The sequence below is a fragment of the Streptomyces chlorus genome (assembly GCF_042655885.1).
Classification (GTDB): Bacteria; Actinomycetota; Actinomycetes; order Streptomycetales; family Streptomycetaceae; genus Streptomyces; species Streptomyces chlorus.
The window spans coordinates 300672-316527 of record NZ_JBHSOA010000061.1; the positions used below are offsets into that span (position 1 = coordinate 300672).

16 protein-coding genes and 1 pseudogene are annotated in these 15856 nt (G+C 70.4%); 9 read left to right on the forward strand and 8 right to left on the reverse strand.

All coding sequences use genetic code 11. The features are described from left to right. Positions 1 to 292: 292 nt before the first annotated feature. Positions 293 to 2077 (forward strand): glyoxylate carboligase, encoded by a 1785-nt coding sequence (gene gcl, locus ACFPZI_RS26840; RefSeq protein WP_381367920.1) that lies wholly within the window; start codon positions 293 to 295, stop codon positions 2075 to 2077. 206 nt (positions 2078 to 2283) lie between these two features. Here the strand turns inward: gcl and ACFPZI_RS26845 are convergent, their stop codons facing one another. The 3 genes from ACFPZI_RS26845 to ACFPZI_RS26855 form a co-directional block, all read right to left on the reverse strand. Next, entirely contained in the window at positions 2284 to 2523 is a 240-nt protein-coding gene (locus tag ACFPZI_RS26845; RefSeq protein ID WP_381367922.1) for a hypothetical protein, read from the reverse strand. Positions 2524 to 2890: 367 nt separating this feature from the next. Then, a complete protein-coding gene (locus tag ACFPZI_RS26850; RefSeq protein WP_381367925.1) occupies positions 2891 to 3793 on the reverse strand; it encodes a 2-hydroxy-3-oxopropionate reductase in 903 nt (300 codons plus the stop codon). 39 nt (positions 3794 to 3832) lie between these two features. Continuing rightward, positions 3833 to 4699, reverse strand: a complete 867-nt coding sequence (locus tag ACFPZI_RS26855) for a TIM barrel protein (RefSeq protein WP_381367928.1) — start codon at positions 4697 to 4699, stop codon at positions 3833 to 3835. 325 nt (positions 4700 to 5024) lie between these two features. Here ACFPZI_RS26855 and ACFPZI_RS26860 point away from each other — a divergent pair, with 325 nt between their 5' ends. From ACFPZI_RS26860 to ACFPZI_RS26890, 7 genes are all read left to right on the forward strand, one after another. Next, positions 5025 to 7058, forward strand: a complete 2034-nt coding sequence (locus ACFPZI_RS26860) for an APC family permease (RefSeq protein ID WP_381368101.1) — start codon at positions 5025 to 5027, stop codon at positions 7056 to 7058. A gap of 503 nt (positions 7059 to 7561) precedes the next feature. Next, positions 7562 to 7813, forward strand: coding sequence for a YkoF family thiamine-binding protein (locus ACFPZI_RS26865; RefSeq protein WP_326755635.1), 252 nt, complete (start codon positions 7562 to 7564; stop codon positions 7811 to 7813). Next, a complete protein-coding gene (locus ACFPZI_RS26870) occupies positions 7810 to 8178 on the forward strand; it encodes a helix-turn-helix domain-containing protein (RefSeq protein WP_381367931.1) in 369 nt (122 codons plus the stop codon). The genes ACFPZI_RS26865 and ACFPZI_RS26870 overlap by 4 nt, the downstream gene beginning before the upstream one ends. A 169-nt stretch (positions 8179 to 8347) precedes the next feature. Then, positions 8348 to 8875, forward strand: a complete 528-nt coding sequence (gene uraD, locus ACFPZI_RS26875) for a 2-oxo-4-hydroxy-4-carboxy-5-ureidoimidazoline decarboxylase (RefSeq protein ID WP_381367934.1) — start codon at positions 8348 to 8350, stop codon at positions 8873 to 8875. 13 nt (positions 8876 to 8888) lie between these two features. Further along, positions 8889 to 9296 carry a hydroxyisourate hydrolase gene (uraH, locus tag ACFPZI_RS26880; RefSeq protein ID WP_381367937.1) on the forward strand — a complete coding sequence of 136 codons (408 nt, stop codon included), beginning with the start codon at positions 8889 to 8891 and terminating at the stop codon, positions 9294 to 9296. Between the two features lie 5 nt (positions 9297 to 9301). After that, on the forward strand, positions 9302 to 10222 hold the full coding sequence (pucL, locus tag ACFPZI_RS26885) for a factor-independent urate hydroxylase (protein WP_381367939.1): 921 nt from the start codon (positions 9302 to 9304) through the stop codon (positions 10220 to 10222). A gap of 42 nt (positions 10223 to 10264) precedes the next feature. Further along, on the forward strand, positions 10265 to 11644 hold the full coding sequence (locus ACFPZI_RS26890; RefSeq protein ID WP_381367942.1) for an 8-oxoguanine deaminase: 1380 nt from the start codon (positions 10265 to 10267) through the stop codon (positions 11642 to 11644). A 250-nt stretch (positions 11645 to 11894) separates the two neighbouring features. On the opposite strand, the gene ACFPZI_RS26895 is transcribed toward ACFPZI_RS26890, so the two are convergent. Together ACFPZI_RS26895 and ACFPZI_RS26900 are read right to left on the reverse strand one after the other, a co-directional pair. After that, complete coding sequence (locus tag ACFPZI_RS26895) at positions 11895 to 12089, reverse strand: hypothetical protein (protein ID WP_381367945.1); 195 nt, start codon at positions 12087 to 12089, stop codon at positions 11895 to 11897. Positions 12090 to 12193: 104 nt separating this feature from the next. Next, positions 12194 to 12964, reverse strand: coding sequence for a right-handed parallel beta-helix repeat-containing protein (locus ACFPZI_RS26900; RefSeq protein ID WP_381367948.1), 771 nt, complete (start codon positions 12962 to 12964; stop codon positions 12194 to 12196). 318 nt (positions 12965 to 13282) lie between these two features. Here ACFPZI_RS26900 and ACFPZI_RS26905 point away from each other — a divergent pair, with 318 nt between their 5' ends. After that, complete coding sequence (locus ACFPZI_RS26905) at positions 13283 to 14293, forward strand: helix-turn-helix domain-containing protein (protein ID WP_381367951.1); 1011 nt, start codon at positions 13283 to 13285, stop codon at positions 14291 to 14293. A 45-nt stretch (positions 14294 to 14338) separates the two neighbouring features. Here ACFPZI_RS26905 and ACFPZI_RS26910 read toward each other — a convergent pair. From ACFPZI_RS26910 to ACFPZI_RS26920, 3 genes and pseudogenes are all read right to left on the reverse strand, one after another. Next, positions 14339 to 14467: pseudogene (locus ACFPZI_RS26910) on the reverse strand (SAM-dependent methyltransferase); the annotation flags it as partial. A 194-nt stretch (positions 14468 to 14661) separates the two neighbouring features. Next, positions 14662 to 15084, reverse strand: a complete 423-nt coding sequence (locus tag ACFPZI_RS26915) for an acyl-CoA thioesterase (RefSeq protein WP_381367953.1) — start codon at positions 15082 to 15084, stop codon at positions 14662 to 14664. Positions 15085 to 15143: 59 nt separating this feature from the next. Beyond that, positions 15144 to 15803, reverse strand: coding sequence for a hypothetical protein (locus ACFPZI_RS26920; RefSeq protein ID WP_381367956.1), 660 nt, complete (start codon positions 15801 to 15803; stop codon positions 15144 to 15146). Between the last annotated feature and the right edge of the window lie 53 nt (positions 15804 to 15856).

Genomic DNA, 15856 nt, shown 5'->3' on the forward strand with positions numbered 1-15856 from the left:
GGCCCACCACTTCCGTTCCCGGACGACGTCATCAGTTCAGGCCGGCGCCCCCATCGTCCTCCCAGGGCCCCCGGCCTGTCCGGCAGTTGCCGTTCTCGTGACGCACGTATCCGGCACGCGGACCGCACGCACACCGCTCCCTTGACGGCCTCCGTCGTACCCGCCTACATTTCTTCCAGATAGCAGAATTTCTTTTCCGTAATGCGGAAGATGGTGCGGAAGGTGATGCGGGAGGCACTCACCGCGGGGCGCGACGGGAGTGCGCATCCGACAGTCGAAGCAGGAGTACTCCATGGCTCGAATGACCGCTGCCCGAGCGGCAGTTGAGATTCTCAAGCGCGAGGGCGTCACCGACGCGTTCGGTGTCCCCGGCGCGGCGATCAACCCGTTCTACGCGGCGCTCAAGGGCTCCGGCGGCATCACCCACACCCTCGCCCGCCATGTCGAGGGCGCCTCGCACATGGCCGAGGGCTACACCCGCACCCGGCCGGGCAACATCGGCGTCTGCGTCGGCACCTCCGGTCCGGCCGGGACCGACATGATCACCGGCCTGTACTCCGCGACCGGCGACTCCGTCCCGATCCTGTGCATCACCGGCCAGGCCCCGACCGCGGTGATCCACAAGGAGGACTTCCAGGCCGTCGACATCGCCGCCATCGCGGGGCCGGTCACCAAGATGGCGGTGACGGTCCTCGAGGCCGCGCAGGTTCCCGGCGTTTTCCAGCAGGCCTTCCATCTCATGCGCTCCGGCCGGCCGGGACCCGTCCTGATCGACCTGCCGATCGACGTGCAGCAGAGGGAGATCGAGTTCGACCCCGACACGTACGAGCCGCTGCCGGTCTACAAGCCCGCCGCGAGCCGCGCCCAGATCGAGAAGGCGCTCGGCATGCTGAACGCCGCCGAGCGCCCCCTGATCGTCGCGGGCGGCGGAGTCATCAACGCCGACGCGCCCGAACTGTTGGTGCAGTTCGCGGAGTTGACCGGCACACCGGTCGTACCCACCCTGATGGGCTGGGGCGTCCTCCCGGACGACCACGAGCTGAACGCCGGGATGGTCGGCCTCCAGACCTCGCACCGTTACGGCAACGCGACCTTCCTGGAAGCCGACTTCGTCCTCGGTATCGGCAACCGCTGGGCCAACCGCCACACCGGCCGGCTCGACGTCTACACGGCCGGCCGGACGTTCGTCCACGTCGACATCGAACCCACCCAGATCGGGCGGATCTTCGCCCCCGACTACGGCATCGCCTCCGATGCGCGCGCCGCGCTGGAGCTGTTCGTCCAGGTCGCGAAGGAACACAGGGCCGAGGGCAGGCTGCCCGACCGTTCCGCCTGGGCGGCGGCGGCCCAGGAGAAGCGGGCCACACTCCAGCGGCGTACGCACTTCGACGACATCCCGATCAAACCGCAGCGCGTCTACGAGGAGATGAACCGGGCCTTCGGCCCCGGGACCCGGTACGTCTCGACCATCGGCCTCTCCCAGATCGCCGGCGCCCAGATGCTCCACGTCCACCGCCCGCGGCACTGGATCAACTGCGGCCAGGCCGGCCCCCTGGGCTGGACCGTCCCGGCGGCACTCGGCGTGGCCAGGGCCGACCCCAGAGCCCAGGTCGTCGCCCTGTCCGGCGACTACGACTTCCAGTTCATGCTCGAAGAGCTGGCCGTCGGGGCGCAGCACAAGATCCCGTACATCCATGTGCTGGTCAACAATTCCTACCTCGGCCTCATCCGGCAGGCGCAGCGGGCGTTCGACATCGACTTCCAGGTCAGCCTGGAGTTCGAGAACATCAACGCGCCCGAACTGGGCGTCTACGGCGTCGACCACGTCCGGGTCGCCGAGGGCCTCGGCTGCAAGGCGATCCGGGTGACCGACCCCGGTGAGCTGGGCGCGGCCCTGGAGCGGGCGAAGGAGCTCGCCGCGGAACACAGGGTGCCGGTCGTCGTCGAGGCCATCCTCGAGCGGGTCACCAACATCGCCATGTCGACCACCAACGACATAGGGAACGTCGTCGAGTTCGAGGAGACCGCCACGGAACCGTGGCACGCGCCGACATCCATCAGGACGCTGAAGGCCTGACCGGCGAGTTCGGGGTGCGGGTCGGTGGTGCGGTAGCCGCGCACCACCGAGCGGATCTCCCGCCGCGACTCCTGCGCGATGCGCTGCACCCCCACCGTACGGCCGCTTCCGTGGAGCGGTCGTGGTCGCACTCCGGTCAGCCGCCATGGCACCCTCGCGCATGCGTACGTGGATCAACACGCTCGCTCAGGTATAAGCACGCTCGCTCAGGCCTCGTGGTGCTCCTCCGACAGGCCCGGCCAGTCCTCGGGGCCGCCACCCTGCCACTCGATGAGGTCCGCCTCCTCGACGTCGGTGACGTAGAGGTCGGCGAGCCGCAGGATCTCGCCCACGTCGTCGATGTGCGAGGCGACGCCCAGCGTCTCGTCGCCGGAGGTGACCCGGCGCGAGCCGTCCAACGCCGGGGAATGCACCACGATGTGCGGATGCTCCGCGGGATCTGCCATGTCTCCAGGCTGCTGCCCGCCGGGCGGATCCGCACCCCGGACGGGATCGGGGGACCGGAATCGGGGCCGTGGCAGGTGCGACGGCCCCGGGCGCTGCTCCCCTCCGGTCGAAGGGGAAGCGCCGGCGGCCTTCACCATCGCACTGGCTCGCCCGCTGCCACGGCGCCCTCGCCCTGCCCGCGGGGGCCCGTGCGGGCACCCTCGTCCCGGGTCGCGCGCAGTCCACCGCGGGCTCCGCGTACGGCACCGACCTCCTGCCAAGGGCCGTACGCGAGCCTGTTCCGGTTCTGGGGTTCCGGGTGGTGCCGGTGTCCCGGGCGCGACAGGACAGATGTCGGCGCCGGCGCCCCCGGAGGTCTCGGGGCAGTCAGACCCGGGTACCGGACAGGCGCTCCACCGCGCGCAGCAGCGCGGAGTGGTCCAGTCCGCCGTCGCCCTGCGCGCGCAGGCTCGCGACGAGTTGCGCGACCACGGCGCCGACGGGCAGGGCCGCGCCGACGGTGCGGGCGGCGTCGGTGACGATGCCCATGTCCTTGTGATGCAGGTCGATCCGGAAGCCGGGCTCGAAGTTCCGGCCGAGGAAGTTGTCCTTCTTGCGGGTCAGTACGGTCGAGCCCGCGAGGCCGCCGTTCAGGACGTCCAGCGCGGCCGCCAGGTCCACGCCGGACTTCTCGAGGAAGACCACGGCCTCGGCGCACGCCTGGATGTTGACGGCGACGATCAGCTGGTTGGCGGCCTTCACGGTCTGCCCGGAGCCGTGCGGGCCGCACCGGACGACGGTCCTGCCGAGCACCTCGAACAGTGGTTTCGCGGCGTCGAAGTCGGCCTGTTCACCGCCGACCATGATGGACAGCACCGCCTCGACGGCGCCCGCCTCACCGCCGGACACCGGGGCGTCGAGCACACGGACGTGCTTGTCCTTCGCAGCGGCGGCCAGGTCGACGGACGTCTGCGGGGTGATCGAGGACATGTCGATCAGCAGGGCGCCGGGCCGCGCGTTCTCGAGGATGCCGTCGGGCCCGTACGCGATGGCCTCGACCTGCGGGGACGCGGGCACCATCGTGATGATCACGTCCGCGTTCCGGACCGCCTCGGCGAGGGAGGAGGCCGGGGTGCCGCCCGCGGCGGCCAGCCGGTCCAGCTTCTCCCGCTCCAGGGTGTGGCCGGTGACGTCGTAGCCCGCCTTGATCAGGTTCTCGGACATGGGGGAGCCCATGATGCCGAGGCCGATCCAGGCGATCCTGGGAAGGGTGTCGGGGGTGTCGCTCATGGTGGGAGTGCCTCTCTGCACAAGTCTGTACGAGGGTGATCAGCGGGCGGCGCGGGCCGCACGGGCCTCGCGGGGCAGCCAGTCGAAGGCCTCCGTGCTCGGCCGGTCGCCGGGCTTGTACTCCAGGCCGACCCAGCCCGCGTAACCGGCCTTGCGCAGGCGGCCGAGGAGATCCGCCAGCGGGAGCGAGCCCGTGCCGGGGGCGCCGCGGCCGGGGCTGTCGGCGATCTGCACATGGCCGGTCCTCGCGGCGTACCGCTCGATCACCGCAGGCAGGTCCTCGCCGTTCATGGCCAGGTGGTAGAGGTCCATCAGGAACCGGGCGTTGCCCAGCCCCGTGGCCGCGTTCACCCGGTCGACGACCTCCACCGCAGCCGGCGCCGACACCAGCGGGTACAGCGGCGACTCGGTCCGGTTCAACGCCTCGACCAGCAGGATCGCGCCGATCCGGTCGGCTGCGCGGGCGGCGAGGGCGAGGTTCTCCAGGGCGAGCGCGTCCTGCTCGGCCGGGTCCACGCCGTCGACGCGGTTGCCGTACAGCGCGTTGAGGGCCGTACAGCCGAGGGACTCGGCGAAGCCCGCGGCCACCTCGACATGGGCACGGAACCGCTCCGACTCCTCACCCGGCAACGACAGAGCGCCGCGGTCGGGGCCCGGGAGCTGCCCGGCGTAGAAGTTCAGGCCCGTGAGGCGGACGCCGGCGTCCTCGATCGCCTTGCTCAGCCCGTCGAGCTCGGACCGCGCCGGTGTCGGCGAGTCGGCCCAGGGCCACCACAGTTCGACCGCGGTGAAGCCGGCCGCGGCGGCCGCCGCGGGGCGCTCCAGGAGCGGGAGTTCGGTGAAGAGGATCGACAGGTTGACGTTGAAGCGCTGGTCTGCGGCTGTACTCCACTCGACACCTGGCATCGGGGCCGCGCTCCCTTCACTTCCGTTTGCTTCCGTGGAGATATTCCGTATCGAGAAATCTTTTTTCTGCTTGATGGAAGACTGTCCGGGGATCTCGGTGGCTGTCAAGGGTGCACCTCGCCCACGGCCCTCCCTCTCCTCGCCAGGCTGTGCGCAGAACAGCAGAAGCGATTCCGCCATCGGCAGCAGACCCCGCCGCCCCCGCACCCATGATCGGGGGAGGCCCTCGCGCAGGGGATACGACGTGGCGTACGCCGACTGCGCGTCGGCAGGGCCGATGTCGGCGCGACCGGTCTACGATCGCGCTGTGCCGAGGGTGACCGAAATGCTGAAGCGCCTGGTCATCGGGCGGGCCATGCGCAGTGAGGAGTTGAGCGAGACGCTGCTGCCCAAGCGGCTCGCTCTGCCGATCTTCGCGTCCGACCCGTTGTCCTCCGTGGCCTATGCCACGCAGGAGATCCTGCTGGTCCTCACCCTCGGTGGGCTGGCCTATCTGCACTTCACGCCGTGGATCGGGGCCGCGGTCGTCGCGCTGATGACGGTGGTGGTGCTCTCATACCGCCAGGTCGTCAACGCCTATCCGGGCGGGGGTGGCTCATACACGGTCGTCTCGACCAATCTCGGCCCCTCGGCGGGTCTGGTGGTAGGGGCCGCGCTGCTGGTCGACTACGTGATGACCGTGGCTGTCTCGGTCGCCTCCGGAGTGGACAACATCATCTCGGCGCTGCCGTCGCTGGCCGACCACCGCGTCCTGATGGCGCTGGGCTTCGTGGCCCTGCTGACGGCGATGAACCTGCGGGGCGTGCGCGAGTCCGGCCGGTTGTTCGCCGCCCCCACGTACCTGTTCATCGGCGGAGTGCTGATCATGGTCGGCACGGGGCTGCTCCGCTACGTGCTGGGCGATGCCCCCGTCGCCGAGAGCGCCCGCTACGGCATCACCCCCGACCCCGGCGACACGGACCTGGCGGGGCTGGCTCTGATCATGCTGGTGCTGCGCGCGTTCTCCAGCGGCTGTACGGCGCTGACGGGCGTGGAGGCGATCTCCAACGGAGTGCCGGCCTTCCGCAAGCCCAAGTCGAAGAACGCCGCGAGCACACTGGCCGCCATGGGCACCATCGCCGTCGTCATGTTCGTCGGCGTCACCACCCTCGCGATCGTCGCCAAGGTGCACATCACCGACGACCCCTGCCGGCTCACCGGACTGGCCGACTGCGGCGCACACACCCAGCGCACCGTCATCGCGCAGCTCGCCGCGGCTGTCTTCGGCGGGAACAGCAGCTTCGGGTTCTACTACATCCAGGCGGCCACGGCCCTGATCCTGATCCTCGCCGCGAACACCGCCTTCAACGGCTTCCCGCTGCTCTCCTCGATTCTCGCCCAGCACCGCTACCTTCCCCACCAGCTGCACAACCGCGGCGACCGGCTCGTCTTCTCCAACGGCATCCTCGCCCTGGCCGTCGTCGCCGGACTCCTGCTCTACGGGTTCAAGGCGAACGTCACCAGCCTGATCCACCTCTACATCCTCGGTGTCTTCACCTCCTTCACCCTCTCCCAGACCGGCATGATCCGGCACTGGAACCGCGCACTGCGCACCGAGACCGACCCCGCGTCGCGCCGCCGCCACCAAGTGGCCCGCACCATCAACACCACCGGCGCCGCCGTCACCGGCCTGGTCCTGGTGATCGTGCTGGTCACCAAATTCACCCAGGGCGCCTGGCTGGCCGTCCTCGCGGCGGTCCTGCTGTGGCTGATGATGCGCGGCATCCGCCGCCAGTACGACCGGACTGCCGCGGAACTCGCGGTGACCGACCCGCGCCAGGAGAGCACGCCGCCGTCCCGGGTCCTGGCGATCGTGCTCGTCGCCACCCTCCACAAGCCGACGCTGCGCGCCCTTGCCTACGCTCGCGCTTTCCGGCCCGACAGTCTGGAAGCAGTCACCGTCGCGGTCGACCAGGAGTCACTGGCCGCCCTGCGCAAGCAGTGGGACGACTTCGACATCCAGGTGCCGTTGAAGGTCCTCCGGTCCCCCTACCGCGAGATCACCAGACCGGCGGTGGAGTACGTACGCTCCATCCGCCGCGCCGGCTCCCACGACGTCGTCGCCGTCTTCATCCCCGAATACGTCGTCGGCTACTGGTGGGAGAACTTCCTCCACAACCAGTCCGCCCTCTGGCTCAAGAGCCGTCTGCTCTTCACCCCCGGCGTCACCGTGACCAGTGTCCCCTGGCAGCTGTCCTCCGCCGCCCACGCCAAGCGGCCGATCGCCCGCGCCCCCGGGTCCGTCCGCCGCGGCGAGCCCCCCAACACGATCCGGCACATCACTGTCCACCCCCCACCGGACACCCCCGATCCGAACTGACCACACGGGCGACGTGACCGTCCCCCTGCTCCGCCCGATGAACCGTCCCGGGTTTGACAGAGATCTCAGATGTTGGTTGTGACCTGGGATTTTGTGGTGCTGAGGTAGCGGTCGGCTTCGTACTCGGCAGACGGGATGTGCCCTGTCCCACCGTGGAACCGGGTGTGGTTGTACCAGTAGGTGCACTCGGCGGTGGCCGGCTCGGCTCAGCCCAACGGCGACTTCCCCGGGGGCACCGGACGCCCAGCCCTACGGCATGCCTGCGCATCCCTGCCGACCGCCGCAGGTGGTCCGTTAAGGTCGTGTCGGAGCGGCTGGGGCACACCGGCGCTGCGGTGATCCTTACCGTCTACAGCCACCTTCCCTCCGAGCCGGGGAAACGGACCAGGGCAGCGGTGGACCGGGCGTTCGGTGTTCTGCGGGGAGAATGCGCCCCGGATGGGCCCTCTCGGCCGGAGGGATGACAGGAACACACAGGTCAGAGCCGATGCCGTGGGGGCGCAGTGCGATTGAGAGTGGAGTTCACGACCGAGCCCTTCGATCTGGACGAGGCGCCCGCGCATGCGGTGGTGGCCCGGGAGGTCGTGGAGGGGGCCGCGCTGGACTCGGTGGACGTCGGGCCGTTCGGGAACACCGCGGAGGGCGGCGCCGACGTGGTCCTCGCCGCCGTGGACGCCCTGCTGCGCCGCAGCCTGGAGGCCGGCGCGACCCGGGTCTCGCTCCAGGTCAACGTGATCGCGGAGGCCGAGGGATGAGCGGCGTGGCGGACGAGCCGTTCATCGCCGCCGTCAAGCCGCTCGTCGACGCCATGGGCGGGCAGCTGCTCCCGCCCGACGAGGCCGGTCCCGACGACGTCGTCCTCGCCTGGGAGGGCACCGACGCCGTCGCCGTGCGCCTGCCCCAGCTCGCCGACTCCCTCGGTCACATCCTCGCCGCGCTGGAGCGCCGGCACGGCAGACCCCTTGCCGACCTGGACCGCAGGGCCAAGCAGGAGATCGTACGGAGCCTGGAGGCGCGCGGCGCCTTCACCGTCCGGCACGGTGTCGAGACGGTGGCGGGCGCGCTCGGCGTCAGCCGCTTCACCGTCTACAACTACCTCAATCGGGAGAAGGGTTCGTGAAGGGCTTCTGACGGGCTTCGGCAGGTCTTCGGCAGGTCTTCGGCAGGTCTTCGAGGGGTGGCCCGGCCCTCCCGTCTTTCAACAAAGTGTTGACGTGGCGGTCCGGGGCGGCGTTAGCTGTCGGCACGCCCGTTCCGCAGGACGGCCGTTCCCGGCAGGGGAGGTTTGTGTGACGTCCACTTCCACGCCGCAGGGCCTGGCCCGCTTCAACGCCCTGGAGGAGAGCGCGGCCCTCGCCGCCCTCCACGAGGTGTGCGCCTCCACGGCGTGGGCCCGGCGGCTGCTCGCCGACCGCCCGTACACGACCGTCGACGATCTGTACGCCGCCGCCGACGCCGCCATGAGCGGGCTGACCGCGGCGGACCTCGACGAGGCGATGGCCGGGCACCCGCCGATCGGCAGACCCCGGCCCGGTGACCCGGACTCGACGCGGGAGCAGAGCGGCATGGCCTGCGCGCCGGACCGGCTCAAGGCGGAGATGCTCGAGCTGAACCTCGCCCACCAGGAGAAGTTCGGCCATGTGTTCCTCATCTGCGCCACCGGCCGGACCGGCGAGCAGATGCGCGACGAGGCCAGGGAACGCCTCGGCAACACACCGGAACGGGAACGCGAGACCGTCCGCACCGAGCTGGGGAAGATCAACCGCATCCGCCTGGCCCGGCTCGTCGAAGCGGACCGGCAGCCCCGACGTCCCTAGGAGCAGTGCCCGTATGAGCACCGAGACCACCGCTTCCGTCTCCACGCACATCCTGGACACCAGCGTCGGCCGCCCCGCTCGGGGCATCGCTGTCCAGCTCTCCGCCCGCTCGGGCCGGGAGGCGCACTGGCAGGCGCTCGGCGGCTCCGCGACCGACGCGGACGGGCGATGCAAGGACCTCCCGGCGCTGCCGGAGGGCACCACCCGCGTACGGCTCGACTTCGACGTGGAGCCGTACTTCACCCCGCACTTCACCGACAGGCAAGCCGAGGCACAGCAGGACGCCCCCGCGCATCGGGACAGCGGCACCGGAGTGTTCTTCCCGGAGGTGGCGATCACGTTCGCCGTCGTACCGGGCGAGCACTACCACGTACCGCTGCTGCTCAACCCGTTCGGCTACTCCGTATACCGAGGGAGCTAGCAGACATGCCCACGATTCTCGGCCGGAACCAGTACGGCAAGGCGGAGAACCGCGTCGTCAGGATCACGCGGGACGGCGCCACCCACCACATCAAGGACCTGAACGTCTCCGTCGCCCTGTCCGGCGACATGGAGGACGTCCACTACTCCGGCTCCAACGCCAACGTCCTGCCGACCGACACCACCAAGAACACCGTGTTCGCCTTCGCCAAGGAGCACGGCATCGAGTCCGCCGAGCAGTTCGGCATCCATCTCGCCCGGCACTTCGTCACCTCCCAGGAGCCCATCCACCGGGCCCGCATCCGCGTCGAGGAGTACGCCTGGGACAGGATCGCGACCTCCCCCGCCCACCAGCGGGAGCACGGCGAGCACTCCTTCGTCCGCAAGGGCCAGGAGACCCGGCTGACGCAGGTCACCTACGACGGCGAGCGGTGGGAGGTCGTCTCGGGCCTGAAGGACCTGACGGTACTGAACTCCACCGACTCCGAGTTCCACGGCTTCGTCAAGGACAGGTACACGACCCTGAAGGAGACCCGGGACCGCTTCCTCGCCACCTCGGTCGCCGCCCGATGGCGGTTCAACTGGACCGACGACGAGCGGCCGATGCCCGACTGGGAGACGTCCTACGAGCGGACGAAGCAGCACCTGCTCCAGGCCTTCGCCGAGACCTACTCCCTGTCCCTCCAGCAGACGATGTACCGGATGGGCGCGCAGATCATCGAGCACCGTGAGGAAATAGACGAGGTGCGCTTCTCCCTCCCCAACCGCCACCACTTCCAGGTGGACCTGGAACCCTTCGGACTCGACAACGAGAGTGCGGACGGCGCCGTGTACTTCGCCGCCGACCGCCCCTACGGCCTGATAGAGGCCACGATCCTGCGCGACGGCTGCGAGGCGCTCATACCGGCGGACCTCACCAACCTCTGAGACCCACCTCTGAGAACAAGAACGACGTAGAAAGACGAACCCATGGAAGCAGTCCAGCGCATCGTCATCGAGAACTGCGCGATCGCGACCGTCGACGCGAAGGACACCGAGTACGCCTCCGGGTACCTCGTCCTCGCCGGCCACCGCATCGAGTCGCTCGGCGCGGGCAGGGCCCCCGAGGGCCTGGGAAACGTCGTCCGCCGCATCGACGCCACCGGACATCTGGCGACGCCCGGCCTGGTCAACACCCACCACCACTTCTACCAGTGGATCACCCGGGGCCTGGCCACCGACCACAACCTGTTCGACTGGCTCGTCGCGCTGTACCCGACCTGGGCGCGCATCGACGAGCCCATGGTGCACGCCGCGGCCCGGGGCTCCCTCGCGATGATGGCCCGCGGCGGTGTCACCACCGCCATGGACCACCACTACGTGTTCCCGCGCGGCTCCGGGGACCTGTCCGGCGCCGTCATCCGCGCCGCCCGCGACATGGGCGTGCGCTTCACCCTGGCCCGCGGTTCGATGGACCGCGGTGAGAAGGACGGCGGACTGCCCCCGGACTTCGCAGTGGAGACGCTCGAAGGCGCCCTCGCCGCGACCGAGGAGACCGTCCGACAGCACCACGACACCTCCTTCGACGCCATGACCCAGGTCGCCGTGGCACCCTGCTCCCCGTTCTCCGTCTCCACCGAACTGATGCGACAGGGAGCGCGGTTGGCGCGCAGTCTCGGCGTACGACTGCACACGCACGGGTCGGAGACGGTGGAGGAGGAGAAGTTCTGCCACGAACTGTTCGGGATGGGCCCGACCGACTACTTCGAGTCCACCGGCTGGCTCGGCGAGGACGTGTGGATGGCGCACTGCGTCCACATGAACGACTCCGACATCGCCGCCTTCGCCCGTACGAGGACGGGCGTCGCCCACTGCCCCTCCTCCAACGCCCGCCTCGGCGCCGGGATCGCCCGCGTCCCCGACCTGCTGGCGGCCGGTGTTCCGGTCGGCCTCGGCGTGGACGGCACCGCGTCCAACGAGTCCGGCGAACTGCACACCGAACTGCGCAACGCCCTGCTCGTCAACCGCCTCGGCCCGCACCGCGAGACCGCCCTGACGGCACGTCAGGCACTGCGTCTGGGAACCTACGGAGGCGCCCAGGTCCTGGGCCGGGCGGCGGAGATCGGCTCACTGGAGCCGGGCAAGCTCGCCGACCTGGTGCTGTGGCGGATGGACACCCTCGCCCACGCCTCCATCGCCGACCCGGTGGCCGCGCTGGTCCTCGGTGCGGCGGCGCCGGTCACGGCGTCGTTCGTCAACGGCCGCCAGATCGTGGAGGGCAGCCGGCTGCGCACGGCCGACGAGGACGAGATCGCCCGCACCACCCGCGCGCAGGCCCAGCGGCTGGCCGCGATCGTGGCGCAGGGCTGAGCGCAGATCCTGAACGGCGAGCGGGCCCGCCCGAGTTGTTCCGGGCGGGCCCGCCAGGCCCCAGTGCCGCCTACTTCAGGTACGGCCCGTTCGTTCCGGTCTTTCCGGGGCCGTCGAGATTGCCGTCCAGGGGCGTCATCAGCGTCCCGGCGCACAGGACGGCGAGGGCCACCCAGCGGGAGTGCGTTCGCCGTGGCGCCGCCGCCTCGACGGCCGGTGATTCCCAGAACCTGGTGGCCCTCCGCGTCTCTCAGCCGTTCGGGTCTGCCGTCACCTCGCCTGCGTGCGGCGGCTCCACCGGCCTCCCCGGCACCAGGACGGCCAGGGTGCGGCGCGCTTCATGCCGCAGCGTGCGGCGCCGGGCAAAGGTGGCAGTGAGAGCGAGGACCGAGACCGTGCCCCCGTAGAACGCGGCAGCAATTGTGGAGAGGAGCCCGACCGTCATCGGGCACGCACCTTTCTTCCCCCGTCCGGCCCACCCGGCGCACAGCCTGGGGCGGGGCGTTGACGCGTTTCCTCTCCATCGTACGCACGCCGTCAACATCGGTTCTAAAGCTTGGTGTTGCCGCCCTTGTTGACGATGCTTGCCTTCTTGCAGTTGTTCCAGGTGAGTTTGAGGCCGGTGCTGCCGCCGCCCCTGCCACCCCACTTGATCAGCGGGAGCCGCTTGCCGGAGTAGCCGGTTCCGTACTTGTTGCTCTTGAAGACGTTGCCGCGACCGCAGGCCTCGCCCTTCTCCAGCCGGCCCCACTCGCTGAACATGGCGTACTGGCCGGACTTGGTGAAGGTGTTCCCGCTCACGGTGTTGTTCCGGCTGCCGTCCCTGATCCGTACGGGGTCGCCGGTGATCGACGAGAACTTGTTGCCGGTGACACTGCTGCCCGAGGTCTGCACCAGGTAGACGCCGTGCATCTTCCCGCTGTTGCGCAGCCCGGAGAAGGTGTTCTTCCGGATCACGATGCCGGATGAGTTCTTCACATGGACGCCGGCGTATCCGGTGGAGCCGCTGAGGTTCTTGAACGTGTTTCCGCTGACCGTGACGTTCGAGACGTTCCTCAGCAGGATCGCGTTGGCGTGGCCGGAGAACGTTCTGCCGCTGACGGTGAAGCCGCCCGGGCCGCCGTTGATGCACAACTGGTAGTCGCCCTTGGGGCACTTGACCTGCCCCGGGTACTTGGCGGCGGTGGCACCCCAGCTCGGCTCGGCCATGCCGGCGAGCAGCAGCGCGGTGCCGATGGTGGTGGCGAGGGCGGCGACCGGTACGAGCCGACGGGCACGCGGGCGGTGCATGGATATGGGTGTGGGCGTGGGCGTGGGCATGGGACGACTCCTGTCCGACGGTCGGGTGGGGTGGCCGGGCACGACGGCCGGTCCTCCTCCCCCGCCGTGAGGCCGGGCGCCGCGACAGCAACCGAGCCTGGGGGACGGGTTCCCTTCCGGCAATGGCTTTCGGTGTCCCGGACAGCCGTACGGGTGTCCGGGCTGGTCAGCGGCTTGTCCGGATCTTCCGGCCGGGGCGTACGGTGTGGCCGGGACGGGGGTTGTCGTCGGTGAAGGCCGGGATCAAAATGGCCACATGGCGATCATGGGGGAGTTGGATCCCGGGGCGGCGCGGACCAGGGCCGAGACGTCGCCCTGTTGCGCCGGCTCAAGGAGCACAGCGGACTGACCTTCCGCCGGCTGGAGCAGCGGGCTGCCGAGCACGGAGACGTGTTGGCGCGCAGCACCGTGGCGGACATATTGCGACGGGACACGCTGCCCCGCGCGGAGGTCGCCGCGGCGCTGGTACGGGCGTGCGGTGCCGGACAGGACGTGGCCGCATGGCTGGAGGCACGGGAACGGATCGCGTCCCAGCCCGCGCCCGCCGCCGAGTCCGGCTCCGAGTCCCTCGTCCGGCTCGGGTCCCAGTCCGCCTCCGTCTCAGGTCGGCACGGCCGGGAAGTGTCCGGCGCCGCCACGGCCGACGGCCGGAACGGGCATCCGCCGACCGGTGGCGGCAGCCGCTTCCGTACGGCCCGCCTCGCCGCCGTCGCCTCTCTCGGCACGGTCGCCCTCCTCGTGGTCGGCGCCCTGGTGCTGCTGCCGCAGGACGGAGGCACGCCGGCCGCCGACGACAAGGGCAAGGAGCCGTCGGAGACGTTCACGAACCCGGTGGCCACCCCCGTACTTTCAGGTCCCGCGCCGGGCCCGACACGCATACGACCCGCACGGGCGCCGGAACTGTGTCTGACCGAAGGGGAGGTGCGCAGGCGGGACGAGGCCAAGGTGGTGGCGGTCCAGCGGCCCTGTGATCAGGCCGTTCCCCCGCGTACCGACCTCCTGCGGGAGGACGACGGCCTCTACCGCATCCAGTGGGATCACCCCCGGAACGACAAGGGCTGCCTCACCGTCCTGCGCGACGGAACCTTCAAGAGCATGCTCGAACCCTGGAACGACTGTGCGGCCGATTCCCAGCGGTTCGGCATCGAGCGAGCCGAGGGCACCGACGGCTGGCGGCTGCGCCCCGAGACGGGCGACGGGATGTGCGTCGGCATCCACGGCGACGCCGACGAGAAGGGCGCGGCGGCCGTGGTGGAAGCCTGCGCGGACCCGACGACCGCCGGGAACGGGGACAGCGACCCCCAGGTGTTCCTGATCGGGCGCGAGTGACGACAACCTGGCTCGGCATCGGCGGAGAGGGCGGCCGATGCGTGGTCAGCCGGCGGGTTTCTCCCAGACCGAGGCATGCTGACGGCTCTCGCTCGCGAGGACTTCCCGCGTCCCCCCCCGCTCGCGCGGTCGCAGCCCTGCGAGCCGGGCCATGAGGTCGAGTGCCGACGGCCATTGATCGTCCATCGTCAGACCGTACTGCGGGAGCTCTTCGCGGCGCGCGTCGATGACTCTGCTGCACAATTCCTCGGGGCCGCAGGACCGCACTCCGCGACCTGCGGCGACGCGGCCATGCCCGGCGCTCCGAGTGGCTGTTCCTAAGAGGCTGGCGAATTGAGCAGCAGAGTCGTCGATATTACCAAAGCTGCTCACAGCCCGAACAGGCTCGGCTCCTTGGCCAGCTTCCGGAAGAGGTCCTGCGGGCTCGGCACCAGCTTGCGCAGCTTGAGGTCCAGCACGCCGCCGACGGCCGAGATCTCGGCCGAGACGGTGCCGTCCGTTCTGGTGATGACCTGCTCGATGCGGAACGTCTTGCTGGCGCTCCAGGTGAAGGCGCAGCTCACGTCGACCTCGTCGCCGGCGAGCAGCTCGCGCTTGTAGCGGATGGTCGTCTCCAGGGCGACCGGTCCCACGCCCCGCGCGGCGAGCACGGACTGCGTGATCCCCGCTTCATGGAGCAGCGCCCAGCGCGCGTGCTCCGCGTAATTGAGGTATACGGCCTGGTTGAGGTGACCCTGCACATCGGTCTCGTATCCGCGCACGGTCACCCGGACGGAAAACGGCTCGCTCACTGCGTCCCCTTCGCACCTGCTCGATTCGCTGCACTCACCACCGATCCTGGCACGCGCCCTCACACACGTCGCGGGGAGGCCAGCACATAACGCGCCCGCGTCCTGGGCTCCGTGTACTCCCCGACCTGCCAGCCGGCCTTCTCCAGAGTGGCCGCGCAGGCCCGCAGCGCCTCGCCGTCCGCCTCGTACACGGCGACGGCCTCCGGCTGCGGTGTCTCCCGCACCCGGTACCCGCCCGCCTCGGTGTCCTCTCCGGCGGGACGGTGCCCGGCGGCCTCCAGGGCGAGTGCGGCGGCCTGCACCAGATGGCCGCGCTCCCAGCCGCAGGGCCGGTCGGTGGCACCGTCCGTGTGCGACATGCGCCGCAACTCCAGCAGCCCCTGCCACGCACTCCGCACCTCACGCACGCGCGCGGCCCCGCCCTCGGCCGCACCCTTCTCCCCGCCGGCCCGAGCGGCGAACACCCCGCCGGAGGCTCCACTGCCGGAGGCCCTGCCCTCCGGCTCCGCGCCGCTCTGCCCCTCTGCGCCGTCCTCCCCTTCTCGTATCCGGTGCCCCGCCGGCGTCAGGAAGTGATCGTGCGGCGCACGGGGGTGCCGGAACGCCAGCCCCCGCTTGACCAGCCCCGCAAGCTGGGCCTCGGTCCCCTTGACCCGCCCACTGACCGGGTCGGCCGCCTCCACCACCCGCCGCAGCCCCGCGCCCAAAGCTCTCGTCACCGCACCCACCCCCGGTCCCCGACCGCCCGGCCGGCCTTTCCGGCCCTTTCGAA